The 23,636-nt window shown below is 53.3% G+C and carries 19 protein-coding genes and 1 pseudogene; 8 read left to right on the plus strand and 12 right to left on the minus strand.

Annotated elements, in window-relative coordinates:
- Positions 1-4: 4 nt before the first annotated feature.
- Positions 5-1,072 carry a substrate-binding domain-containing protein gene (locus H6G13_RS14255; protein ID WP_190483894.1) on the plus strand — a complete coding sequence of 356 codons (1,068 nt, stop codon included), beginning with the start codon at positions 5-7 and terminating at the stop codon, positions 1,070-1,072.
- A 52-nt stretch (positions 1,073-1,124) separates the two neighbouring features.
- On the opposite strand, the gene H6G13_RS14260 is transcribed toward H6G13_RS14255, so the two are convergent.
- Together H6G13_RS14260 and H6G13_RS14265 are read right to left on the minus strand one after the other, a co-directional pair.
- Positions 1,125-1,637 (minus strand): hypothetical protein, encoded by a 513-nt coding sequence (locus tag H6G13_RS14260; RefSeq protein ID WP_190483895.1) that lies wholly within the window; start codon positions 1,635-1,637, stop codon positions 1,125-1,127.
- 142 nt (positions 1,638-1,779) lie between these two features.
- Positions 1,780-2,070, minus strand: a complete 291-nt coding sequence (locus H6G13_RS14265; RefSeq protein ID WP_347277483.1) for a helix-turn-helix transcriptional regulator — start codon at positions 2,068-2,070, stop codon at positions 1,780-1,782.
- Positions 2,071-2,119: 49 nt separating this feature from the next.
- Here H6G13_RS14265 and H6G13_RS14270 point away from each other — a divergent pair, with 49 nt between their 5' ends.
- The 3 genes and pseudogenes from H6G13_RS14270 (at position 2,120) to H6G13_RS14280 (ending at position 5,931) form a co-directional block, all read left to right on the plus strand.
- Entirely contained in the window at positions 2,120-2,359 is a 240-nt protein-coding gene (locus H6G13_RS14270; protein ID WP_190483897.1) for a hypothetical protein, read from the plus strand.
- A 120-nt stretch (positions 2,360-2,479) separates the two neighbouring features.
- Positions 2,480-2,748: pseudogene (locus H6G13_RS29485) on the plus strand (DUF2442 domain-containing protein).
- 618 nt (positions 2,749-3,366) lie between these two features.
- On the plus strand, positions 3,367-5,931 hold the full coding sequence (locus tag H6G13_RS14280) for a glycogen/starch/alpha-glucan phosphorylase (RefSeq protein WP_190483898.1): 2,565 nt from the start codon (positions 3,367-3,369) through the stop codon (positions 5,929-5,931).
- Positions 5,932-5,984: 53 nt separating this feature from the next.
- Here the strand turns inward: H6G13_RS14280 and H6G13_RS14285 are convergent, their stop codons facing one another.
- The 6 genes from H6G13_RS14285 to H6G13_RS14310 form a co-directional block, all read right to left on the minus strand.
- Positions 5,985-7,724 carry a diflavin flavoprotein gene (locus H6G13_RS14285; protein WP_190483899.1) on the minus strand — a complete coding sequence of 580 codons (1,740 nt, stop codon included), beginning with the start codon at positions 7,722-7,724 and terminating at the stop codon, positions 5,985-5,987.
- A gap of 53 nt (positions 7,725-7,777) precedes the next feature.
- Positions 7,778-8,323, minus strand: a complete 546-nt coding sequence (locus H6G13_RS14290; RefSeq protein WP_190483900.1) for a phosphate-starvation-inducible PsiE family protein — start codon at positions 8,321-8,323, stop codon at positions 7,778-7,780.
- Between the two features lie 93 nt (positions 8,324-8,416).
- Complete coding sequence (locus H6G13_RS14295; RefSeq protein ID WP_190483901.1) at positions 8,417-10,147, minus strand: diflavin flavoprotein; 1,731 nt, start codon at positions 10,145-10,147, stop codon at positions 8,417-8,419.
- A 495-nt stretch (positions 10,148-10,642) separates the two neighbouring features.
- Positions 10,643-12,106 carry a YdiU family protein gene (locus tag H6G13_RS14300; RefSeq protein ID WP_190483902.1) on the minus strand — a complete coding sequence of 488 codons (1,464 nt, stop codon included), beginning with the start codon at positions 12,104-12,106 and terminating at the stop codon, positions 10,643-10,645.
- Between the two features lie 276 nt (positions 12,107-12,382).
- Positions 12,383-13,099 (minus strand): PEP-CTERM sorting domain-containing protein, encoded by a 717-nt coding sequence (locus tag H6G13_RS14305; RefSeq protein ID WP_206756525.1) that lies wholly within the window; start codon positions 13,097-13,099, stop codon positions 12,383-12,385.
- Positions 13,100-13,267: 168 nt separating this feature from the next.
- Positions 13,268-15,553: a bifunctional (p)ppGpp synthetase/guanosine-3',5'-bis(diphosphate) 3'-pyrophosphohydrolase gene (locus H6G13_RS14310; protein WP_190483974.1), complete on the minus strand. Its 2,286-nt coding sequence runs from the start codon at positions 15,551-15,553 to the stop codon at positions 13,268-13,270.
- Between the two features lie 472 nt (positions 15,554-16,025).
- Here H6G13_RS14310 and patD point away from each other — a divergent pair, with 472 nt between their 5' ends.
- From patD to H6G13_RS14325, 3 genes are all read left to right on the plus strand, one after another.
- On the plus strand, positions 16,026-16,394 hold the full coding sequence (gene patD / locus H6G13_RS14315; protein WP_190483904.1) for a heterocyst frequency control protein PatD: 369 nt from the start codon (positions 16,026-16,028) through the stop codon (positions 16,392-16,394).
- A 64-nt stretch (positions 16,395-16,458) separates the two neighbouring features.
- The gene (locus tag H6G13_RS14320; RefSeq protein WP_190483905.1) at positions 16,459-17,031 is read left to right on the plus strand and encodes a zf-TFIIB domain-containing protein; all 573 of its coding nucleotides are present in this window, start codon (positions 16,459-16,461) and stop codon (positions 17,029-17,031) included.
- A 112-nt stretch (positions 17,032-17,143) separates the two neighbouring features.
- On the plus strand, positions 17,144-18,775 hold the full coding sequence (locus tag H6G13_RS14325) for an ABC transporter ATP-binding protein (RefSeq protein WP_190483906.1): 1,632 nt from the start codon (positions 17,144-17,146) through the stop codon (positions 18,773-18,775).
- Positions 18,776-18,806: 31 nt separating this feature from the next.
- Here the strand turns inward: H6G13_RS14325 and H6G13_RS14330 are convergent, their stop codons facing one another.
- Entirely contained in the window at positions 18,807-19,049 is a 243-nt protein-coding gene (locus H6G13_RS14330) for a hypothetical protein (protein WP_190483907.1), read from the minus strand.
- A 649-nt stretch (positions 19,050-19,698) separates the two neighbouring features.
- On the opposite strand from H6G13_RS14330, the gene H6G13_RS14335 reads away from it, so the two are divergent.
- Positions 19,699-20,403, plus strand: coding sequence for a manganese catalase family protein (locus tag H6G13_RS14335; RefSeq protein WP_190483908.1), 705 nt, complete (start codon positions 19,699-19,701; stop codon positions 20,401-20,403).
- Between the two features lie 14 nt (positions 20,404-20,417).
- Here the strand turns inward: H6G13_RS14335 and thrS are convergent, their stop codons facing one another.
- The 3 genes from thrS to H6G13_RS14350 all read right to left on the minus strand — a co-directional run bounded on the left by thrS (position 20,418) and on the right by H6G13_RS14350 (position 23,523).
- Positions 20,418-21,785: a threonine--tRNA ligase gene (gene thrS / locus H6G13_RS14340; RefSeq protein ID WP_190483909.1), complete on the minus strand. Its 1,368-nt coding sequence runs from the start codon at positions 21,783-21,785 to the stop codon at positions 20,418-20,420.
- Between the two features lie 570 nt (positions 21,786-22,355).
- Positions 22,356-22,769, minus strand: coding sequence for a DUF3037 domain-containing protein (locus tag H6G13_RS14345; RefSeq protein WP_190483910.1), 414 nt, complete (start codon positions 22,767-22,769; stop codon positions 22,356-22,358).
- Positions 22,747-23,523: a HipA family kinase gene (locus H6G13_RS14350; protein ID WP_190483911.1), complete on the minus strand. Its 777-nt coding sequence runs from the start codon at positions 23,521-23,523 to the stop codon at positions 22,747-22,749. The genes H6G13_RS14345 and H6G13_RS14350 overlap by 23 nt, the downstream gene beginning before the upstream one ends.
- Positions 23,524-23,636 lie beyond the last annotated feature (113 nt).

A 23,636-nucleotide genomic window follows, 5' to 3' on the forward strand; every position in this document is an offset into this window, starting at 1 on the left:
GACCATGACGCAAAAGAACGATATTCCAGCTTTAGTTTTCTCGCTTCTGACTACGCTCGCCCTCCTGGGAGGTGGAATTTGGTGGTTCATCCAGCGGTCTGATCTCGATTTAGGCAGTTTACGGGGAGGCAATCCAGCCTCAACTCCTGCTGGAGCAGGGACGACTTCTCCTACAGCTTCTCCCACAACGCTTGCAGAGAGCTTTTCCCAAGTCGCCAATGTACCTTCCGGTCTGTTTAACTATGGAGGCAGCACGACTTGGGCACCTGTTAGGGGAGAAGTTGATCCTGCTTTGCAGACAGTTTGGCCGCGATTTCAACTGCGCTACACCGAACCGCTCAACAGCGCCCCTGGTTCTGGCAGCGGCATTGCCATGTTGATTAATAATCAGCTTTCTTTTGCTCAATCTTCAAGGCCTTTGGAAACGGAAGAATATCAAGCAGCCCAAAGCCGAGGATTTACGTTAACGGAAATTCCAATTGCAATTGAAGGGATTGCGATCGCAGTCAATCCTGACCTGGCTGTGCAGGGGCTCACGATTGCCCAACTTAAAGAGATCTATACAGGCCGCATTACCAACTGGAATCAGGTTGGCGGCCCTAATCTTCCCCTGGTGCCCTATTCTCGCTCAGCTGAAGGCGGTACAGTTCAGTTCTTTCAGGAAAGTGTTTTAGGAGGAGACTCGTTTGGCTCGAATGTTCGCACTATTAACACCACTACCGAGGCATTACGGGCAGTCGCGGCCAACCCTGGCGGAATTTACTATGCTTCCGCACCTGAAGTGGTTGGGCAATGCACCACAAAACCCTTACCTATTGGTCGCCAGGGAAATGAAATCGTGCCACCCTATCAAGAGCCTTTAGTGTCTGCTTCCGATTGCCCAAACCGGCGCAATCAGCTCAACAGAGAGGCCATCCAGACGGGCAGCTATCCCCTCACTCGGCGGCTATTTGTCATTGTGAGAAATGATGGCTCAGTAGATCAGCAAGCTGGGGAAGCCTACGCTAATCTACTGCTAGCCGATCAGGGCCAAGATTTGATGGTTAAAGCCGGATTTGTCCGAATTCGGTGAATATTATCACAGTGACGGAGTGCAGTTCACGCTTGGCTGCCGCTTCAGCATTCTAAGTATTCAGAGCTCGCATCCCTGCCAGCGCCCCCATCACTAAGCCCAGCGCCACTAGGGGAGCCGATTCGGGAGTAGAGACAGGTTCTTCAGAAACTTTCTCGTACACGTACCCCGGGGTTGAAAACCCTGTAAAGCCGCCTGGGACAGTATCTTGAGGCGCTAGTGTAACGAGCTGGGGTCTTCTTCCTCCAAAGGGGCCTCCAGAAGGCTCCAATGTTGAAAACTCTGAACCACTTAAGGTTGTACCCGAGAGATAAGCGCCATCAAACTCCAGCCCAGTGAGGTCGATTAGCGTGGTCTGAGTAGAGCTAAAAGTGCCGGAAAGAACGCGACCAATAGTCCCCTCAACCTCAAATGTGCCCGATATCTCGTAGAAATCGAACTGAGGTTCGGTGAAACTATATTGGACTGCCGCAGATATGCCTGCATTGACAATAGCGAAAGCAGTCGTAGTGCCAATGCCAAGGGCAACTGCTAACTCGAACCCGCTCCAGGTCGCTTTGCTCATAACTGCCTCAGCTAGTAGTCAACAGGCATCTTCCTCAATAAGTATCGCCTATGCAGACTGTCCACACTACAAAGTCAAAAAAAGTCATAAAAGAGAATCTGAGACTGGTTAAAGCTTGGCCCGCAGGCCATCTCACTTCTCCCTAGTCTTCCACAATCACGCCCAGGTAAAGCCGGACAAATTCCTTTGCTGCCAGAGGGTTCAGAGTTTTAAGCGCTTGGGTAATTTCTACAATTGCTTCAGAAGAGGGTTCTCGCTGGTTATGAACCCACTTGAAAACAGCCGAGCGATCAATCTCCAGTGCAACCGCCAGTTTATTTTGGCTGATGCTGTAGGTATTTAGAACCTGCTTCAATGCTTGGCTTGCCCTTCCCATGCCTTTGATCGTGACAAAGGATGGTAGATGGGTAAATGTTGTCTGATTAGACAACATCGGCTATAGTCTTTTTGTGGTCGGTTTAGACAACATTAAGGCTTTCAAAATGGAAGAATTTATTCCCAACACCGAAACCTATACAGTCCCGCCCAGTGAGTCTGCACCCGTTGAACCGATTCGTGAACCTGTTCGCATCATGGTTACAGGCTCTGCAATCGGCATTGAACTGATCATCAAAGTGCTGCATCGACTGGGGTTTGCAGAACCAAGAGCCTGGAGCAAGCCGCAACTTGACCCCAACAGCGGCAAGCTCGTGAGCATAATGACCAAATGGATTCGATATTGAGTTGGGTGCGAATAAGGCGGCAGGTGCGATCGCACCCCATCTCTGTGTTTAACGCGAAAGAACTTCGTAAGCTACAAGCGTTAGTGGCTGAAAACCAGGAGAAATTGTTGGAGGCTTGGTATGGGTACTTTGGCGATTCGGATTGATGAGCGGATTAAGGATGTTTGCTTTACTGAGGATACAATTAGCGTGGATTTGATGGATGGGCGGAGTATTACGGTTCCGCTAGTGTGGTACCCCGCCTATTAAATGCAACACCGGAACAGCGATCGCAGTGGAAAATTGCTGGTGGTGGCTATGGTATTCATTGGGAAGAAATTGATGAAGACCTCAGCACAGAAGGAATGTTGAGAGGCTCACCTGCGCCAAGGGCAGTATTACCAAGTTGAAATTGAGATGCGATCGCACTTCAAGATGACTGCGATCGCACTAGTTCTACTCTTCAACTCGACCCAAATAATCAAAGTTGGTGACGATTATAGAAATTATCTATAGGTTTTCTCAGGCGAGGATTTTGCTTAGCCCATTGTTAGAGGCTCTATTTATGAGAGTTTTGGTTAAAAATAGTAAGCTCAATGAGAAGCATTAACCTAGCTAAATGTCTCTTTATACTCTGCAATATTCATTGATAGTTGTTGATTGTTGCGTTTGCTTCTTAACTCAAAAAAGAAGATTATTCGACAATTAGCAGAAAAAATGTAAGCATCATTTAAGTATCACACCCAGATGATGGACGAATCTAAAGGAGTTGACTGAAACATTTCACATAGCCACAAGACTTCTTCCTAAATTGTAAGAACTCCGCATTACTTCTTGATGAAGAAATAGTCTACTCGGATACTGAATTTTCTCGAAAAAGCGCCTAAATAAGATGCTTATCAGGTCCTGTCGCCAGAGTTCAGCTGCAGGCACATTCGGGCTTTCTTGTTGACTTTTTCCGAAGAGAGCTTGTGACTCAGAAACGTGATCCTTCAATAACTCCTTCTTTGAGGAATGAGACGCAGCATATGTCCAGCTACTCTTTGAAGCAACCTTCTGTATCTACAGCTGATGCAGAGAATCAGACCCCTGCATCTACAGCGAAATCAGTTCAGCAAAAAGCAGTCGAGGTTCGTCGAGGGCCTTTCCCTGCCAGCCCTACGGTAGAGAACTTAAAGCAGGCTTTTTCCCAGAACCTATACTGCATTCAAGGCAAAGACGAGCAGTTTGCAACAGCCCACGACTACTACATGGCCTTGGCCCATAGCGTGCGCGATCGCCTTTTGCAGCGGCGGATTCAGACTGCCAAAACCTACGCTCAGCAAAACGCTAAAGCCGTTTACTACCTGTCCGCCGAATTTCTCATGGGGCGGCAGCTAGTCAATGGCCTGATCAACTTGGGCCTGTACGACGGCGTGCAGCAGGCAATGGGCGAGTACAACCTAGACCTAAACGACCTGCTAGAGCGGGAAGAAGAACCGGGTCTAGGCAATGGCGGGCTGGGTCGCTTAGCTGCCTGCTTCATGGACTCCCTCACCACCCTTAACATTCCTGCCATAGGCTACGGGATTCGCTACGAGTTTGGCATTTTCACCCAGGCCATCTCCGACGGCTACCAGGTCGAGATCCCCGACAAGTGGCTGAGCTACGGCAACCCCTGGGAAATTGCCCGCCCCGACTACCGAGTCGAGATCAAGCTGGGCGGGCGCACCGAAGCTTATCAGGATGCCGACGGCAACTACCGCGTGCGCTGGCAGCCTTGGCAGACGGTATTGGGCATTCCCCACGATGTGCCCGTTCCCGGCTACGGCACCGACAACGTCAACATTCTGCGGCTGTGGAAAGCAGAAGCTAGTGAAGCCTTTAACCTAGATGCATTTAACGCGGGCGACTACTTTGGGGCAGTGGCCAATAAGATGGTCTCTGAAAACATCTCTAAAGTGCTCTACCCCAATGACGACACGCCCCAGGGCAAAGAGCTGCGCCTGCAGCAGCAGTATTTCTTTGTTGCCTGCTCTCTGCACGACATTGTGCGACTGCACATTCGAGATCACGGCAGCCTAGAAACCCTGCACGAGTTTGCCGCCATTCAGCTAAACGACACCCATCCAGCCATCGGCATCGCAGAACTCATGCGAATTCTGGTCGATGAACACCAGTTTGGTTGGGATCGGGCTTGGTCTATCACGCAGCAGGTCTTTGGCTATACCAATCACACGCTGTTGCCTGAGGCCCTAGAGCGCTGGTCAGTGGCTCTGTTTGCCAAGCTGCTGCCGCGTCACTTAGAAATCATTTACGAAATCAACCACCACTTTTTAGAGCAGGTGCAGCAGCGCTACCCTCACGATGAGGGGCGGCTAGAGCGGCTTTCTTTAATTCAGGAAGGGCCGGTTAGACAGGTGCGGATGGCAAATCTTGCCTGTGTGGGCAGCCACGCGATTAATGGAGTGGCGGCGCTACACACCGAGCTGCTCAAGCAGGATGTGCTGCGCGACTTTTATGAGCTTTACCCAGAGCGCTTTAGCAATAAGACCAACGGCATTACGCCTCGCCGCTGGCTGCTGGTCAGCAATCCTCTCCTGTCTCAGCTGGTGACTAACACCATTGGCGATAGCTGGGTTACTCATCTAGAAGACCTGCAGCAGCTAGAGTCCTACGTTGAAGACGCTGAATTCTGTCAGGCGTGGCGTGAAATCAAACAGGCCAACAAGGTCAGCCTAGCCGAATACATTCTCAAAACCACGGGGATCACGATTGATCCGACCTCTCTGTTTGATGTGCAGATCAAGCGCATCCACGAGTACAAGCGCCAGCTGATGAACGTGCTGCACGTCATCACGCTCTACAAGCGCATTCTGCAGAACCCCAATGCGCCAGTGGTGCCCCGAACCGTCATCTTCGGAGGCAAAGCTGCTCCTGGCTACGCGATGGCGAAGCTGGTGGTGAAGCTGATCAACGCGGTGGCGGCTGTGGTCAATGACGACCCGGTTGTGAATGGGCGGCTGAAGGTGGTCTTCTTGCCCAACTACAACGTGTCAATGGCGCAGCGGATCTTTCCGGCCTCTGACCTGTCAGAGCAGATCTCGACTGCCGGCATGGAAGCGTCAGGAACTGGCAACATGAAGTTTGCCCTCAACGGTGCGCTTACGATTGGCACACTAGATGGCGCAAATGTCGAAATTCTGGAGGAAGTGGGGGCAGATAACTTCTTCCTGTTCGGTATGACTGTTGAGGAAGTAACCAGCTGCAAAGCCTCTGGTCACACGCCTTGGCGCTACTACGACACCAACCCAGAACTACGACAGGTGCTAGATCTTGTTGCCTCTGGGGTCTTTTCTCCAGAAGCGCCCAACCTGTTTATGCCGCTGCTCGACTCGCTGCTAGTAGAAGATACCTACATGCTGTTGGCCGACTATGCTGACTACGTTGAGTGCCAGGAGAAGGTTAGCCAAGCCTACCTAGATCAAGACCACTGGACGCGCATGGCAATTCTTAACTGTGCTCGTGTCGGCAAGTTTTCGAGCGATCGCACCATCTGGGAATACGCCCGCGAAATCTGGAACGTCAAACCCGTTAAGGTTGCGTCGGCCTAGCTGTTGGGGCGGGGAAGAGTCACTTTTCCCCGCCTGCGCCTCTTCAAGAGAACTTAGTATTCGCCGCCGGACTTCCGGTGGCGAATTGCTGTAACACCGGTTGGTTCGAGGACATCGCCGCTGTTGATGGTGGCATAGATCAGGCGGTGATCGCCGCAGTCCATCATATTTTGCACAGTCCCTTCAACGTAGGCTAGGGCCTCGGTCAAAATGGCGCAGCCATTCGTGGCAGGGATAGTCGGTACAGCTGGAAAGGGCTGATCTGCCGCTGGGGGGATCGGCGTGAAGTGACGGCGCAGATTGCGTCCCTCCTTAAGCATGTTGAGAACCAGCGGATCGCCCACCTGCAGCGGTAATTCTGCAGAAACGGCAATCATCAGCCCCGGTGGGTTGAAGGTGGCTTGGGATACCCAGGCGGTCAGAATTCCCTGGGGCTTGCTCTCTGGCTGGTAGGTGAGGATGCCGAGGGAGCCAATCACGCGGCCCACAGCTTGTTCGGTGCGGTCGGCTTGGGTTTCAGTCACGTTCTGGCGTTGCGATCGCAAGTTCTTGACTTTTTTTAGGCTCTGAACAAAATCAACCCCTGCCTGCTCGCACCGCTGCAGGTCTGCCTCGGTTGGGGTAAAGCGTACCCGCAGCGCCTCAAAACCAAAGCGGTAGGTAGCATCCCGCAGCTTTGACTCGATTAAATCCACGGCCTCGCCGCTCCAGCCAAAGGAGCCAAATACCCCCGCTAGCTTAGTCTTAGCCGCTGTTGCCAGCACCATCCCCAGCGCCGTCTGAATTTGCACCGGAGCATGCCCCCCCAGCGTAGGCGAGCCGATGATAAAGCCATCACAGGCGGCAATGATCTGGGTAATTTCCTCGGGTTCAGCCAGTTCGCAGTTGATGGCATCGACCGCCACCCCCGATCTGAGCAGCCCCCTTGCGATCGCGTGGGCCATTTCTGACGTGTTGCCGTAGGCTGAGGCATAAATCAGGGCTATCCGCTGAGTTCGGTTCAGCGTTTCTTGGCACCACTGGCGGTAGTCGTGGTGCAGTCGGCTGAGGCTGTAGCGCACTAGCGGCCCATGACCCGGTGCCCAATAGCGAGTAGGCAGCGTCTCAATCCGGTCAAGTAAGTCGCTCACCTGCTTGGCCTGGGTCGCATGCAGACAGTCAAAGTAGTAGCGGCGATCCCCATCGAGTTCCTTCCAATCCTCATCCCAGAGGCCGTCGCTGCACAGATGCACGCCAAACAGCTTGTCGCTAAAAAGAGTGCGGGTTGCTGGATCAAAGGTGACCATGCCATCGGGCCAGCGGGGAGTGGGCAGCGGCAAAAACTCTAGGCGGTGACCCTGGCCCAAGTCCAGCGTATTGCCCGCCCGCACCGCATACAGCGGATGCTGCCAGTCTGGGAAGGCGGCTCTTAACGCTTTAGTCGCGGGACGAGTGCAGACAAGGGTGGCCTGGGGAGCCAGCCCCATCAGTTGCTGTAGCGTCACCATGCGGTTGGGGTTGACGTGGTTCAGCACAACGTAATCGATTTGGCTGGGATCAACCTGTTGGCGGAGCTGCTCTAGAAAAAGCGCAGTGAAAGAGGCTCCCGGCGGGTCAATCAGAGCTGTGTAGTCGGCCTGAATGAGATAGCTATTGGCTGTTGTGCCCTGCTGGCGAGCATATTCGGCCTCAAACTTGAGCTGCTCCCAAGTGCGCGATCGCAACACGGTCGTCTGCGCTGCTAGCGGGGCAATCTGCACATCGCGGGGGCGAGTTTCGGGTGGAGGGGAGGTCAGGGTTGGGGTGAGGGTCATTGCGGCCTCCTTAAAGATTAGGGTGGTGGAATGGTGGGTGAGCGAGAGTGCGCTTAGTCGATGTAGTGAGCGGGCACGACATCGGGGATTTCATCAGCAGATTCTGTAGATTCTGTGTGGCGCTGGCGGTAGCGACGCGAGACTTGCTGCTCTGGGTCAATGCCCTCAAAGGTGGGTGGAATCCACACACGAATAATCAGCAATGCTCCCAGCACCAGCAGAAAGGCGCAGCAGGACAACACTTGGCTCCAAGGCGTTTCGAGCACGCCGCGCACGATAATTTCCCGCAACACCGAGACGATGGACACTTCGACGGCAACCCCAATTGAAACGCGGTGTTCTTGCAGGTAGATCACCAGCAGCCGAAATAGCTCCACCAGGATTAGCAGAAAGAGAATGTCAGAGGTGACGGTTTGAAAGTCCAGCGGCGGCAGCAGGGACAGCACCATTTCCCGAATCTGCATCACCATGAAGCTGAAGAGGCCAACGCAGAGGCAAATCACAATCAGGTCTTGAACCATTTCCAGCAAGCGAATGACGCGGCCACTGTTGAGCCAGGAGGTACCCGGTGGCGTTGAGGAAGATGAAACATATTGCATGGCGATGTTCTGTGGTAGAGGGATAATTTGGTGTTGCTGAAGAGGCAGGCGGGGCAGCCCGATAGGGTGGGCATCGCTCCCCATTAGCAGCAGTCAATAATGCGTGCCCACCTTGCGGTGGTGGACGGCGGTAAAGCCTTCAACCTTCGATACGCGCCCAGTCTGCACGGTGGCGTAAATAATCCAGTGGTCGCTGCACTCCATTCGCTGGGTCACGGTGCACTCCAGATAGGCCAGTGCCTCAGCCAAGATCGGGCAGCCATTATCGGCAGGATAGGTCTTGATCCCAGCAAAGCGATCGGCTCCGGGTGCAAAGCGCTTTAGGAAGTGCTTCATCAGAGGCTGGTAGCGGTCTTCCTCCAGGATGTTGAGGACAAAAGTGTCGTCTATCTGCAGAAACGAGGTGATCGCCCGGTCTTTGGCTACAGCGATCGCAACCCCCAGCGGCGCTAAGCTCGCCTGTGTCACCCAGGAAGCCAGCATGGCGCTAGCAACATTGCCCCGCTGTACGGTGAGCAGGTACAGGCCGCTGCTGATGCGGCCTAGCGCTCGCTCTAGCTGGCCGTCGATGGCCTTGATCTGGCGCACAGTGCGATCGCGGGTCAGCCACTGCCCCAGATCGGTGCCCGCTTCCTGGCACAGCTGATCGAGAGCGGCTTCGGGGGCTGTCTTGACCAGGATCGGGGTAAAGGCCTCCATTAGCCCAATTTCTTGAAAGCGGTTGCGCAGCGGGAAGATGGGCTCATCTTCGCCCCCTCCAGTTTCGAACAGGCCTATGCTCTGTTTGGCATGGGCAGCGGCCAGCGCCGTTTGCAGTAGGGTTTGGCTGGTGGTGTCAGACTGGGGCGGCATGCCGATCACTAGCCCCGCAGCGTTGCCAACCAGTTCCCGCAGGCCGTGCAGGTCGATCTCTCGCAGGTCGGCCAGTTCGACATCGACCCCGGTTTTGAAGATGCCATTTGCGATCGCATTGGCTAGATAAGTACTGTAGCCATAGCTGCCCACGTAGATCACGGCCACCAGCGGCGTTTCGATTGCTTTTGCCTGACTCCACTGGCGGTAGTTCCCCGTCCAGTGGTCGATGTGATGGTGTAGCAGCGGGCCGTGCCCAGTGGCAATGGTGCCGATCTCCAGGCCCTCCATCCGTTTCAGGGCTCCCAGCACCGAGCGGGCGTTTGGCCCCATTAGACAGTCGTAGTAGTACTTAAAATCTCGCTCCAACAGATCCGGCTCTTCGTCCAGCAAGTGATCGTCACAGTAGTGCATGCCAAAAGCATCACAGGTGTAGAGAATGCGGGTCTGCAGATCGTAGGTGAAGATCGTGTCCGGCCAGTGCAGATTAGGCGCTGAGAAAAACTGGAGGATGTGCCCCTGGCCCAGATCTAGCGTGTCGCCACTCTTCACAATGCGCGACTGAAAGGGCTGATGCACCATATTCTCTAAAAACTGAATCGCCACCTTTGACCCCACAACAGTGACCTGGGGGGCCAGCTGCAAAATGTCGGCGACCAAGCCGCTGTGATCAGGCTCCGTGTGACTAACAATCAGGTAGTCCAGCCGGGCCAGCGTTAGCTCGTCCTGCAGCAGATTCAGGTAGAGATCGCGGAATTTACTGTGGGAGGTATCGACCAGCGCCGTCTGCTGGCCCTCAATCAAAAAAGAGTTGTACGTCGTGCCGTTATTCAGCGCAAACTCAATATCAAATCGGGACCGATCCCAGTCAAGACAGCGGATGGCGGTCGTATCTTGGCCAATCTGCGCAACCTGCAGAGTCAGGTGAGACTGCGGCTGTGAGCTTTGGGTTTGATGGGTAAGCGCAACCATTAGATGTCCTCAAAGCGAGTTGGTAATCGAGCTGCTAGACCAAACGGCTTCCCCAACACCAAAACTGAGTTCTGGCGTTTGCAGCGGAGTGAGGTGACTTAAAGCAGGTAACGTCCATCGCAACTGAGAAAATCACCTGTCCTGAAAACGTGCAGCCTCCAGAACAGGGTGATTAGTTGCGAGAAGGAGGAAGGGAGAAAACCAGAAACACAAACAGCACTACCCATAGAAAGGAGTAAATGCGCCTTGCGTTTCTGCATGACTACACTCTATTCATAAAATCGCAAAATGAATAGGGGTAAACAATATAAGCTTGTTTTATGTTTGATTGGAAATGCTTAAGTCAGGCAGGCTTATGCGGGGTACCAATAAGGATGGGCAAAGGGCGATCGCCCTTTGCCCATCCTCCAAAATTCCCACTATTTAAGCGTAGACGTGCCAATAGGGTGAGTACCGCCCACAGCCTTAATTCAGTGCCATTCAGGATGGGGGTACTTACGCTTGGATAAACGGATTTTGTACACGCTGAACCAGGTCATAAAACGGTTGCCAGTTATCTTCAACCGTAATCGGTTCCCAAACAGCTTCGATTTCTGGCCGCAGCAGCACAGTTTCTGGGTTGGTCTGCTGTAAGCATCGGGCTACCTCCGGCATTGCTTCCTGAGGTAGCTCATTAAGGCAGCGGTGGTAGATCTGCCGCCATTGTTCCAGCAGCTCTGCAGCTGCAGGGTCAGAGGCTTGCAGCGTGGTGCTAAAAATCTGGCTGAGATCTTGCCGCCACTGGGGTGAGAACTGATGCGTAAGGCCCGAGAAGAAGTCGTGGTAACCAATGTCCACGCCGTTAAACAGCTTTAGGGTTTGGGCCACTAGAGCCTCTGCCAGCACCCGGGAGAGCTGCTGGAAGCCCAGCTTCCTCAGCATGCGCTGCAGGTAGGCCGCAGCATAGCGATCGCGAAAATGACCTAGGGCTGTCTCCAGCTCCGCCTGCGGCATGACCAAGGCTAACGGCTTTTGCAGGGCCTGCAGGTTCCACTGGCAGATGCCGGGCTGGTTGGCGTAGCTGTAGCGCCCGCTGTAGTCAAAATAGGCCGCGGTAAACCGAGGATCGTACTTGTCCATGAAGGCGTAGGGGCCGTAGTCAAAGCTCTCCCCAGTAACCGACATATTGTCGGTATTGAGCACCGCATGGCAAAACCCAACCGACATCCACTGGGCCACTAGCTCAGCCACCCGCTGCACCAGTTCATCATAGAAGCGGATAAACCGCTCCTGCGGGTCAGTAAAGAGCCGCACTGCCGGGTAATACACATCAATTACGTGCTCCAGCAGCTTGCTAATCAGGTCGGGCCGCTGGTGGTACTCCAGCCGCTCAAAGGCGCCAAAGCGGATATGGGAGCGGCTGAAGCGCACCATCACCGACGCACGGGTAGGAGAGGGTTCATCCCCTCGCCAAAGCGCATCTCCGGTTTCAATCAGGCTAAAGGTGCGCGAGGTTCGAACTCCTAACGCGTGCAGCGCTTCTGCCGCCAGCACCTCCCGCACGCCGCCTTTAAGCGTGAGCCGTCCGTCGCCGCCCCGCGAATAGGGGGTAGTCCCCGACCCTTTGGTGCCAAAGTCGTAGAGTTCTCCGTCTACCCCACGCACCTGCCCATACAAAAATCCCCGGCCATCGCCTAAAAAGGGGTTGTACTCGCCAAACTGATAACCGTGATAGCGCAGAGCTAGCAGCGGTTCGCGCCCCTCAAATTTGCCAAAGGCTTCAATGAAATGCTCATCGCTGACGGCCTCTGGGTCTAGCCCTAGCTGCTTGAGAATGTCGTCGTTGCGAAAGCGCAGGGTGTGTCGAGGAAAATCGGCAGCGCCGACAATATCGTAATAGTCATCACCCAACGATTCCAAGGCTGGGGCATACTCTAGGGCCAGCAGCGGATTGAAGGTCTGGGGGGCAGAGGCAGTCATGACACAGACTTTAGCAACATAATACTTACTAAAGTATTTTAGTTCGGAAAGCCCACTGCGGGGACGCGGCAAAGACAGATCATCCCCATGAAAATGGCATGGCCTAATAGCCATGCCAGTAACTAACCCCCTTAGGTTTTGAAGTACTGATCCAGTTTTAAGATCAGCCGCGCTAAGCCTGGTTTCACGGGCTAAAGCTGAAAGGGAGAGGGAGTACCACTTTGCCTCCGAAGCCAATGACTTCCCAACATCCCCCTTGCCCGATTTTATGGAGCCCTAGCCTCGCTCAACAGAGCGGCGACTAGCCGCAGCACCCGCTGCGACGACAAGGATACCTAGCGCAGTCGCGGGTTCTGGAATGTCTTTGGGTGCTTCTGGGGTTGGTGACTTGGGCGCAACGCCACTGAGCTTAGTGCTGCCTCCCCGACTATTGCCAGTGCCAACGCTGGTGGCGCGAATGCCCCAAGTCATGCCTTCGAAGTCAGCCATAGACAGGGCCTGCCCGTCTTTCCGGGTAAAGGTCCAGCTAGCGCTTTGATAGTCGTCTTTGCCGCCCTTGAGGCCGTCTTGACCAATTTCGATGCCGCCATCGCAGCCAGTTGAGCCGCAGGGGTTGAGGGTGGGCTCTCCTTCCAGTTTGACTTTACCGACTTCAGAAACGCTGTTAGCCGCAAATTTGAAGGTGCCTACACCAGCGCTGGTGTTGATTAGGCTGAGCTGAGGTAGGATAGCCTCGTTTTTAACGTTGAAAAAGACCCCTCGCAAATCGGCTAAGGCTAAGGTCTTATCGACCTCTACCTTGACATCGATATTGCCGCTTGACAGTTCATTGAGGGTGACCGATACCCGCGCATCGTTGCCCGTAAAGGGCGTGAGAGAAAAGGTTGCCGCCTGGGCTTGGGCCAAGAGGGATGTGCCAAAGGCCAGTCCGCAGGCCGCTAGGGTTGCTGATAATAAGGTTCTCACGTTCATCTGGTTGGTGGAGAGTGACACAGCCACCAATGGAAGGCTACCGATACCGTTGAGTACTTAGATAGACGTATCCACTGATACTGCTAAGCTATCCATTCCCTACCGAGATCTGGCTCCAGGAACCTACGGAGTTAGCTGCTTAAGACGATGAAGATTGGATTTAGCAGCGGCAGCAGCGTCTCTGTGATTTCACTCGATTTCGCTGATGCGGCGCAGCTTGAGCACGTCAGTCATCTTGCGAATCTGATTAAAGGTTTGCTCCAGGTGGGCGTGGTCTCGAACATCTAGGCCCAAATCGATCTCGGCGGTTTGGCCGGGGAAGGTCTTGACCTGAGCTTTATGAACGTTGATCTGCAGGTCTGAAAGGTGGGAGAGAATATCTTTGAGCACACCAACCCGGTCGATCACCTCAATTCTGACGTGGACTGGGTAGGTCTGGCGGTTACCGTTTTGCTCCAGTGGGTTCCAGCTAACAGGGATGAGCCGGTCGCCAGGAATTTCTTCTAGATTGGGGCAGCCTTGTCGGTGGATGGAAATGCCCCGACTGCCCAAGCCCACGACTCCAATAATGGGCTCCCCCGGGAGGGGATTGCAGCAGCCCGCAACGTGGTGAAGCAACCCTTCAATGCCGAGGATAGGCGAGGCTGATGAGATGGGTTTGAGCTTGGGTCCGGTCGTAAGCATGCCGGTCAGCAGGCTTTCGGTGCCATGGGCAGCTTTACTGTGGTCGGTGGCGATGGGGGGCTGCTGCGCTTTGACAGCTTCTCGCAGGCGGTTGACGACCAGGTTTAGGGTGACTTCGCCGTAGCCCAGCCCGGCCAGCAGGTCTTCTACACTCTGGTAGTTACATCGTTCGGCGGCAGCTTGGGCAGGGGCTGATTTAAGCAGGGCTTCGAAGCCGTTTTTGCCCAGCTCTTTTTCTAACATGTCGCGGGCTCGGGCGATGTTTTCGTCGCGATGCGATCGCTTATACCACTGACGAATCCGGTTGCGGGCCCCAGCTGTGACTACAAAGTTGAGCCAGTCTAAACTAGGGTGGCCGTTTTTCTGGGTGAGGATTTCGACGATATCGCCGTTTTGCAGGGGTGTATCGAGGGTGACTAGGCGGCCATTGACTTTGGCTCCGGCGCAGTGGTTGCCTACCTCTGTGTGAATGCGGTAGGCAAAGTCTACCGAGGTGGCTCCTCTAGCTAAGGGAATGACGTCGCCATCGGGGGTAAAGACGTAGACATCTTCGTCAAAGAGGTTGCCTTTGACGTTCTCTAAGAATTCTTGAGCATCTTTGAGGTCTTTTTGCCACTCTAGGAGCTGCCGCAGCCAGGTAAATTTGTCATCGTCGGTGGTGACGCGGGCGTTGCTGGAGGTGCCGGTTTCCTTGTACTTCCAGTGGGCAGCAATTCCGTACTCAGCGACGTGGTGCATTTCCAGGGTACGGATTTGGACCTCAATGGGCTTGCCCTTGGTGCCGATGACGACGGTGTGCAGCGACTGGTAGCGGTTGGGCTTGGGTAGCCCGATGTAGTCTTTAAAGCGGCCTGGAATGGGGCGGAAGGCATCGTGGGCAATGGCCAGAGCGCGGTAGCATTCTTCGTGGGTACCGACAATTAGACGCACTGCTGCAATGTCGTAAATCTCATGGAAGTCTTTCTTCTGCATCTCCATTTTGCGGTAGATGCTGTAGAGGTGTTTGGGGCGGCTGCTGACATCGCCTACCGTAATGTCTGCGCTCTCTAGCCGCTGCCGCAGGGTTTCGGCCACCTGCCTGAGCCGCGCTTCACGGTCGGCTCGTTTCTCAGAGACATACTCCTGCATTTTTCGGTAGGCTTCTGGCTCTAGGTACTTAAACGAGAGATCTTCTAGCTCCCATTTGAAGCGACCGATCCCCAGACGATTGGCTAGGGGCGCGAAAATTTCCATCGTCTCTAGCGCGATGCGGCGGCGCTTCTGGTCGTTCAAGTGCTCCAGCGTGCGCATGTTGTGGAGCCGATCTGCGAGCTTGACGACAATAACACGCACGTCTTGAGCCATTGCCAAAAACATGCGGCGGAAGTTTTCGGCCTGCCGTTCGGTCTTACTCTCGAAGTTGAACTTGGATAGTTTGGTGACTCCCTCGACTAGCCGCCGCACATCTTGGCCAAACTGGGCTTCGATTTCTTCGGAGGTAATGTCGGTGTCTTCAACCACATCATGCAAGAACCCTGCAGCAATCATGGCGCTGTCGCCGCCTAGGTCTCGCAGCAGGTTTGCAACTTCGATGGGGTGGCAAATATAGGGCTCTCCAGAGGCCCGACGCTGCCCTTTGTGGAGCGAGTAGGCAAACTGAAAGGCTTTACAAACTAGCAGGTTGTTGGACTTTTCCTCAGGGCATTCGGCGGTATGGCCATCGCTGTCCTCCTGGTGGCTGAGCAGACAGGTCTCAAGCCAACGAGGCAGTTGACAGTCGGTGGGAAGCGTTGGAGAAACCGTTAGGTTCATCATATAAGCCGAGCCTTTCAGGAAGATTTGGAGATCCAGGAGTTAAGGGAGGGGGAACAGGGATTCAAGTACTTTAGCTAAAGCAGTTAGGGAGAATCACAGCTCTGCTCAAGAATTAGTAAGACTTGAGCAAACAGTACACTCCTCAAGGATCGTTAGTATTTTTTGGGAAGTAGAGATTTTGGACAGCTACCCGTTAAGGGATACCTATCCTAATGGATATTCCTTGTTCTAAAGCCGTTTTCTTAAGGGGGTGAGTCAGCAATTTCAAGGTGAGCTAACTGACGGAAAAAAGCGACTGGGGTGCTGCCTGGTCTAGAGCAAAAAACCAGACCAAAAATCTATTTAGTAAAACATCATAATCAAATGGGGGATGATTTGGCCGGATTATCGAGCAAATTTTTCTGTGTTTTCATGATGCTTGGGTAATTTTTCATCCTCCTTTAGGTAGAGCAGTTAACTTTTAGCTTCTATGGCTTCGTTTTCTACGACCGTTCCGGATTTTCAGACGCAATTGGGCTGTTTGCTCTCAATAGTCTCGCAGGCTAATCCAGATTCGCTCTCCCTACAGCAGCATTTTCTGGCGGTGCAGGAGCAATTTCAGGGCCAACTTAAAGGGAGCGAGGGCGATTTGGCAGAGCTAGCCCAGCCTATTTTGCTAGAAATGAGCCGCACTCTGCGCTTGCTGGGCATGGATATAGCGTTTTTACAGACGGCTCGCCAGTCTGTGACGCTACAGCAGCGGCAAAAGCAGATGTGCGATCGCATTGCCCAACTCCAAAATTTCTGTCAGGGTCTTTTGAAGTTAGCGAGCGAATATAGCCCCGAGACTGAGGGTTAGCAGACTGCCCCGCAATGGTTTAATGGGTAAACGATCCCGATTGCACGGCAGGAGGAAAGCTGAGTTGTCCCAGTGCCCTAAAGAAGGTGAGGTGACGCTGCAAGCGTGTCAGTTAAGCCTTGGACTAGCTGCAGAAGGCTGTCCAAGCTGTGGTGGAGCCTGGATTCCGCCGGAGCATTACGAAAAGTGGAAACAGCGTCAGATCGGTGCTGATGCGCCGCTACATGTTGCTGTTCTGCCGATGATGCTGAATGTGCCGTTTCAGGTTTCTCCGCTAGATAATCGAGCGGCTCTCTGCCCTGACTGCAAGCACTATATGGTGCGGGGCCGGGTCAATCTGAGCAGCAGTGCGTTTTATGTCGAGCGTTGCCCCAACTGTCAGGGCATCTGGTGCGACCAAGGCGAGTGGGAAATTCTGCAAAAGCTGAAGCTGGATGCTCACGTTGAGTACATCTTCTCAGGCGACTGGCGGGCTCAGGTAAGGGCCTTGGAGCAAGGGGAGCGGGAAAAGCTGGCTACCGTCGAAAAGCTAGGGCCTGATCTGGCTAAAAGAATTTTTGAGCTGGCTGACCTGTTAGAGAATCATCCCAACGGCGATTTTGGGGTAGCCTATCTGATGCGTCGCTTTGAATCGTGATTCGGCCTGGGGGTGCTCTAGAGAGCGTGCTTTTAGAAGTGTGTATCTAAAGCGCCGTTGAAACAGTGCCGCAACGTCGATTCCTGTTTGCCCTCTTGGTTCTCCTCCCGTCATGGCTGATTCTCTGCTGACCCTTGAAAACTTCCATGTTGCGTATCCGGGGCAGCTGGATTGGGCTGTTCAGGCGGTATCGCTGACGCTGGCACCGGGTGAAAAGTTGGGATTGGTGGGAGAGTCGGGCTGCGGCAAATCCACGTTAGGACGGGCTGCCCTGCGGCTGTTGCCTACGACTGCTCGGATGGAGGGGCGAGTGCAGTTTGAAGGCCAGTCGGTGCTAGAGTTTTCTCCCCAGCGGCTGCGGCAGTTTCGGGGCGAAGCTATTGCCTTAGTATTTCAAGATCCGATGACCCGGCTTGATCCCCTGATGACGATTGGGGATCATTGTATTGAGACTTTGCAAGCCCATCGACCTGAGCTTTCGAAAGCGGGAGCTAAGGAGCGATCTCTGCACGTCTTGGCAAAGGTTAATATTCCGGCTAATCGCTTCAACCAATACCCTCATGAGTTTAGTGGGGGGATGCGGCAACGGGTTGCGATCGCACTGGCTATGCTGCTAGAGCCAAAGCTGATTGTGGCCGATGAGCCTACGACCAGCTTGGATGTGACAGTGTCGGCCCAGATTTTGGCAGAGCTGACCCGCCTGTGTGAGGAGAACAATACGGCCCTGATCTTGATCTCTCACGACCTAGCGCTGGTGGCTGAGCAGTGCGATCGCGTGGCCGTGATGTATCAGGGCGCGCTGGTGGAGGAAGGGCCAGCCCAGTCTGTGTTGTTTGACCCGCAGCACCCCTACACACAGTCGCTGGTCGAGTCGGCCCTGCACCTACAGCGATCCAACGCTCGAACTGCAAGCGTGGAGCCGCCTCAGCCCCTGCTTCGCGTGCAAGATCTGACCAAGCACTACGTTCTAGAGGCTGGCTTTTTAGGCAAGCTGTTGGGCCGACAGCAGGATACGGTGATCAGAGCCGTCGATGGCATTTCCCTCGATCTCTATGCCGGCGAAATCTTGGGGCTGGTGGGGGAATCGGGCTGCGGTAAGAGCACCCTTTCTCGCACCATTCTGCAGCTAATTCAGCCGACCTCAGGGCGAGTGGAGTTTTTGGGCAGAGACTTAACTCAGCTCCCCCCTAGTGAACTGCGGCGGCAGCGGCGCAACCTGCAAATGGTGTTTCAAGACCCCCATGCCTGCTTAAACCCGATGATGACGGTGGGGCAAAGCATTGCCGATCCGCTGCTGATTCATGGGTTAGCCAACCGCTATGAAGCCGCCAAAAAGGCCCATGCCATGCTGGATCGAGTTGGCCTCACCCCCACCGAAACTTACTTCGATCGCTTTCCCGGCGATCTCTCAGGTGGACAGCAGCAGCGAGTTGCGATCGCACGTGCCCTAATCACCCAACCCAAGCTAATCATTTGCGATGAACCTGTCAGTATGCTCGATGCCACGGTGCAGGCTCAGGTGCTAGAGCTGATGCTAGACCTCAAGCGAGAGTTTGACCTAACCTACTTATTCATTACCCACGACCTCTGGGTTGCGAAGTTTTTGTGCGATCGCATTGCCGTAATGCAGGCGGGCAAGGTTGTGGAGCTAGGCCCCACCGAACAGCTTTTTGGCCATCCCCAGCATCCCTACACGCAGACGCTGCTACGGGCGGCACCGCTGTTTGCTCGGCAAGTTTCTTAAAACAGACGCGCCTCCCCCTTTCCGCGTCTGCCTATGCAGCCTGAGCCAAATCGCCTAATCGCCCTTCCAAATAGCCGTACAGCCCTTCGCCTGCAGCGAAGTAGATCTCAATGCCTTGCCGGGTCTGCTCGGCAGCGATAATTTCAGCTCGGTAGTGGGGAGTTACCAAAAAGTTGATCCAGTCGGCGGTTTGAGCGAGGGGGACGGTCAGCTTGCCCATCCGAGCACCGTCGATGATTTCGATGACAAACCGAGGTTCAAACCCTGTCGCCATAGGACTGCCCTTATAGTACTTTTGAACTATTTCTATTTTACTCGTGGCTTGGAGTTCTGCAACCTCTTTCTGCAGGTTAACCAGCGATGGGGTCTGCGGGCTCGCCTTGGCTGTGATACACAGAGTTCTTTAGGGGATGCTTCGGACTGCTTAGGGGGCTGAGGTTGCGATCGCACAGCACTCTTCTGCTCAAGACCCAGCACAACCAGCCTTATTTTGGGCAAACTGGCTGGCTAGTAAACTTGAAGGATCGCCTCTATGCGGAGCTTGACTAGCTCCATCAACATAGGGTGGGAGGGCAATTTTCTGCTTGAAAACAATTCTTTGCAGCCACAAAAGCTTCTACAGGATCTGAGTAGCCTTGCTCATTACCTGCCGTAGAAAACTTCTGCATCCCAAATCGATTAAATCGCGGTGTTTACCGGGCATAGACGTGGTTAGCTAGCAGGCTTTGCATTAGCTAAAACCGCCTGTGTCTAAAAGAGAAATGTGTTGCTTTAGGTGGAACCGTATTGCAGTGTGGCTCCTTCGCTAGGAGCATGTTCTATAGAGAAGTCAACTCCTATTATCTGGGAGGACTTAAAGAATTCCAACATTGATCCGGGCTTTTTTGAGACCGTCCATAGAAATAAAATAAGGTGTAGACTGAATGTTTTTCCATAAAAAAGAAGCGATTCATACCGTCAATACGGGCGAAGCCAACCCTCGTTTTGCTCAACTGCTGCTAGAGCAGTTTGGTGGAGCCACTGGAGAACTCACTGCTGCTCTGCAATATTGGGTGCAGTCGTTTCATGTTGAAGATCCTGGCCTTCGCGATATGCTTCAAGACATCGCGCTTGAGGAGTTTGGCCACCTAGAGATGGTTGGAAAGCTCATTGAAGAGCACACCAGAAATGTAGATCAAACAGAAGCCTATAAAAGCTCGCTATTTGCGGTGCGTGGCATGGGTCCTCACTTTCTTGATAGCCAGGGAAGCGCTTGGACTGCCAGCTACATCAATGAAGGCGGTGACGTTGTGCGTGACCTGAGAGCCAACATTGCGGCAGAAGCAGGTGCCCGTCAAACTTATGAATCATTGATTAAACTTTCTACCGACGAAGGAACAAAGCGTACGCTGGTACACCTGCTGACCCGCGAAATCTCGCACACCAAAATGTTCATGAAAGCGCTAGATTCCTTGGGCAAGCTTGATGATCCGTTCTTTGGGAACATCCCCCCCGATGAAACGGTAGACATCTACTACAACCTGTCATCCAACGGCAAAGATGAGCGAGGCCCGTGGAACTCTGACGAAAACTTTAAGTATGTTGCTCAGCCAGCTCCCCAAGATGAAGCCCAGCCGACACATCAGTAAACTCGTTACTTGTTTCACTTAATTACGCCGTTGAAATAACGCGAGAGAACTGGGTGTGAGTGCTTAGCATCATACCCAGTTCTTTCATCCTTCTGTTTCGCTGTAAGGCTAGCCAACAATCGCTCGTCTTCAGCTTTTGCCATTGGGATAAGAAACTGGTAGGGCGTGGCAAGATCTGCCAACATCTGCTCAAATTGAGCGAGGCTTACTTCTTGCCGTTCTACAGCCCCTAAACGCCGAAGATTCAATGTTTGGCTCATAGCCTCCTGCTCCCCCACAATCGCAATCAGCGGAATTCTGCGTTTAGAGAGTTCTCGAATTTTCTTGCTAATTGTCTGATCCTGATTGTGACATTCCGCTCTGACATTAAGCTGCTGAAGCCGAGAGAAAATCGTTTCCGCCCAAGCAGATGCTTTATCAGAAATAGAGGCAATTGCAACTTGTGTCGGAGCAGCCCAAACGGGAAGGATACCGCGATGGTGTTCTAATAAGATGCCAATCCAGCGCTCTAGTGAGCCTAAAATTGCTTGGTGCAGCATAACAGGACGCTCCAGTTCTCCCTGATCATTTACAAACGCTACCTCAAAGACTTGAGGTAGATTAAAATCTATTTGAAATGTACCGCACTGCCATGATCGCCCCAATTGGTCTTGCAAACTGATTTCAAGTTTTGGACCATAGAATGCCCCTTCATTTGGAGCTAACTGGTAACTGTGTCCCAAAGCTTGAACGGCCTCAATTAAGAGAGACTCAGCACGATCCCAAAGTTGATCGGAGCCAAGCCGTTGTTCGGGTCTGAGGGAAATCTGAAGGGAAAACTGCTCATAGCCAAAGGCAGCATAAACCTGCTGCACCATGTTGAGAAAATTGCTAATTGCATGCTGCACATCAGATTCTCGGCAGAAGATATGGGCATCATCTTGGATAAACTGTCGTAGTCGCATACAGCCCGATAATGTACCCGAGAGTTCGTTGCGATGGCACATCCCAAATTCCATCAATCGCATGGGGTTCTCTCGATAGCTGCGCTTGTGGGACTGATAAATAGCAATGTGGGCAGGGCACGACATGGGTTTAAGCGCATAACTAGGATTGATGATGAATTGGGCTGATTCATTGTCTGCCTCCGCGTCTCCGCTGCCAACTACAAACATCCCCTTACGAAATTTTTCCCAATGTCCTGAACGCTCCCAGAGTGATCGACTTAGAACAATGGGCGATCGCACTTCTTCAAACCCATGCGCTTGATACACCTGTCGCATAAAGTCTTCAATGCAATGAAAAAGCCGTAGTCCCTGGGGATGCCAAAACACCATTCCTGGACTATGCTCCTCAAAGTGGAACAAGTCCATATCCCTTGCAAGTTCACGGTGATCTGCCACTTTAGTTTCTCCTGCTGTGTGAATTATCAACAATAAAAAATCCCTCCAAAGCTTGCTTTGGAGGGACAGATGAGCTGCATGCGCAATCAATCGTCACGGCCCTCCTGGCGTGATGGTAGTGGTGGTGGTAGTAGTGGACATTGCAAGCGGTATTGGCAGCAACATGAGCGCATTCCTAATAACACAAAAATATTGCCCCCCAGAGTTTGTCTGGAGGGCAACTGAAGTAGTAAGACTGATGTCAGCGCAGCGCCTTACAACCCTCCTAAGGGAATAGTTCGGGTAGTCAGGGTGAGCGCTGCGTTCATTTTGAGAAAGTTCTGTTTTGATATATCTTCTCTAACTCAATTCTCTAGCAGGTGTCAAGTACTCAGAAAAACTAAACAACACCTCTAGTAAGCCAATGTTAGGCCCAAGGGGTACACCCAAACCGGATTGTGCCCGGTTCCAATTCAGACTCTATAACGGCGAAGCTGCTCGTCCGAGTACCCGCACCAAGGCAAAATTCGATGCTGTGGGTGGGTGGCTACACATGCTTTTTGAGCAGTCCAGGACGGAGTTAGACCACGCCTAGCTCTTGCTGAGAGAGGCTGCTGGTGCCGGACGCACCATTGTTTTAAGCAAGTGTTCGATCACGGTCGATAGATTCTTGCACAAACCTGTGTGAACCCGCGATGTCTGAATGATGGTGCTGCGGGGGGCAACAATCCAATGGAACCGTTCTCTTTGCGGCAGTTGGCCAATTGGGCCAGCCTGCTCTCCCCCCGCGCAAATAATGGAGATGGCATCTAAGTAGCCCTGAACGGTTTCCACATCTAGGGTGGGGGCCAGGGCGGTGAGTCGTTGCTGATCGAGTTCAATCTGCGCTTCGAGAAATTTACGACTCGCGCACGACACGATCACCCCTACATTGATAAACTCTTCTCGCTCAACTCTGGGAACCACACGAATGATGGCGTAATCATAGGTGAAGTGATCGTGCACGAATTGCCTCCTCTAAAAAACCACGGGGCGACTCTAGTCGTCTCAACAGGTACTCGATGTAAGCCTCGCGATGCTGCTGGATTTCGGTAAAGGGAGAGCCTTCTACCAGCCAGGTCTCGGGAATTTGATTAACGATGTGGGTAATGATCTCTGCCGTGAGTTGCGCTGTCATTTTGGCATCTGCCGCTGCAAGCTGGCTGGCAAAGCACAGCAAAACGTGGTCTTTGATGCCAGGGAAGGGGGCGTGGCTGCGCTCTAGGTAGTTGTTCCAAGTGTGGTGAAAACTGAGGGCCACGCCGTGGTCAATCAGCCAAAGCCTGCGGTGCCACATCAGCATGTTGGTGTTGCGGGCTGTGCGGTCGATGTTGGTGACGTAGGCATCGAACCAGACAATTGCCGAAGACAGCTCAGCATCGGGCTGCTGGGCCACGGGGTCGAAGGTGATGGAGCTAGGGAGGTAGTCGAGGGCAAGGTTAAGCCCCACACTGGCCCGGATTAAATCTTGAATTTCAGGATCAGGCTCTGTGCGGGCCAATTCGGCATTGACCTCTACAAAGACAATTTCGGGCACCAGCAGCCCGACAGCCCGCGCGATTTCCCCGGCAACGAGTTCGGCAATGAGGGATTTGGCCCCCTGACCGGCACCGCGAAACTTCAGCACATACATGCCATCATCATCAGCTTCCACAATCGCTGGAAGTGACCCACCCTCGCGCAAGGGCGTAACGTATCTTGTTGCAACAACTGTTCGCAAACAGATTCCTAATTACATTACTTCAGCCCATTCTAGTAGAACTCATCACCGCAATAAATCTCGCAAGCTCTCCAGCATCAGTACTTTCAAGCTGCCCTGCTGCGTCTTTCACA

This window comes from Pseudanabaena sp. FACHB-2040 (assembly GCF_014696715.1).
Classification (GTDB): Bacteria; Cyanobacteriota; Cyanobacteriia; order Phormidesmidales; family Phormidesmidaceae; genus JACVSF01.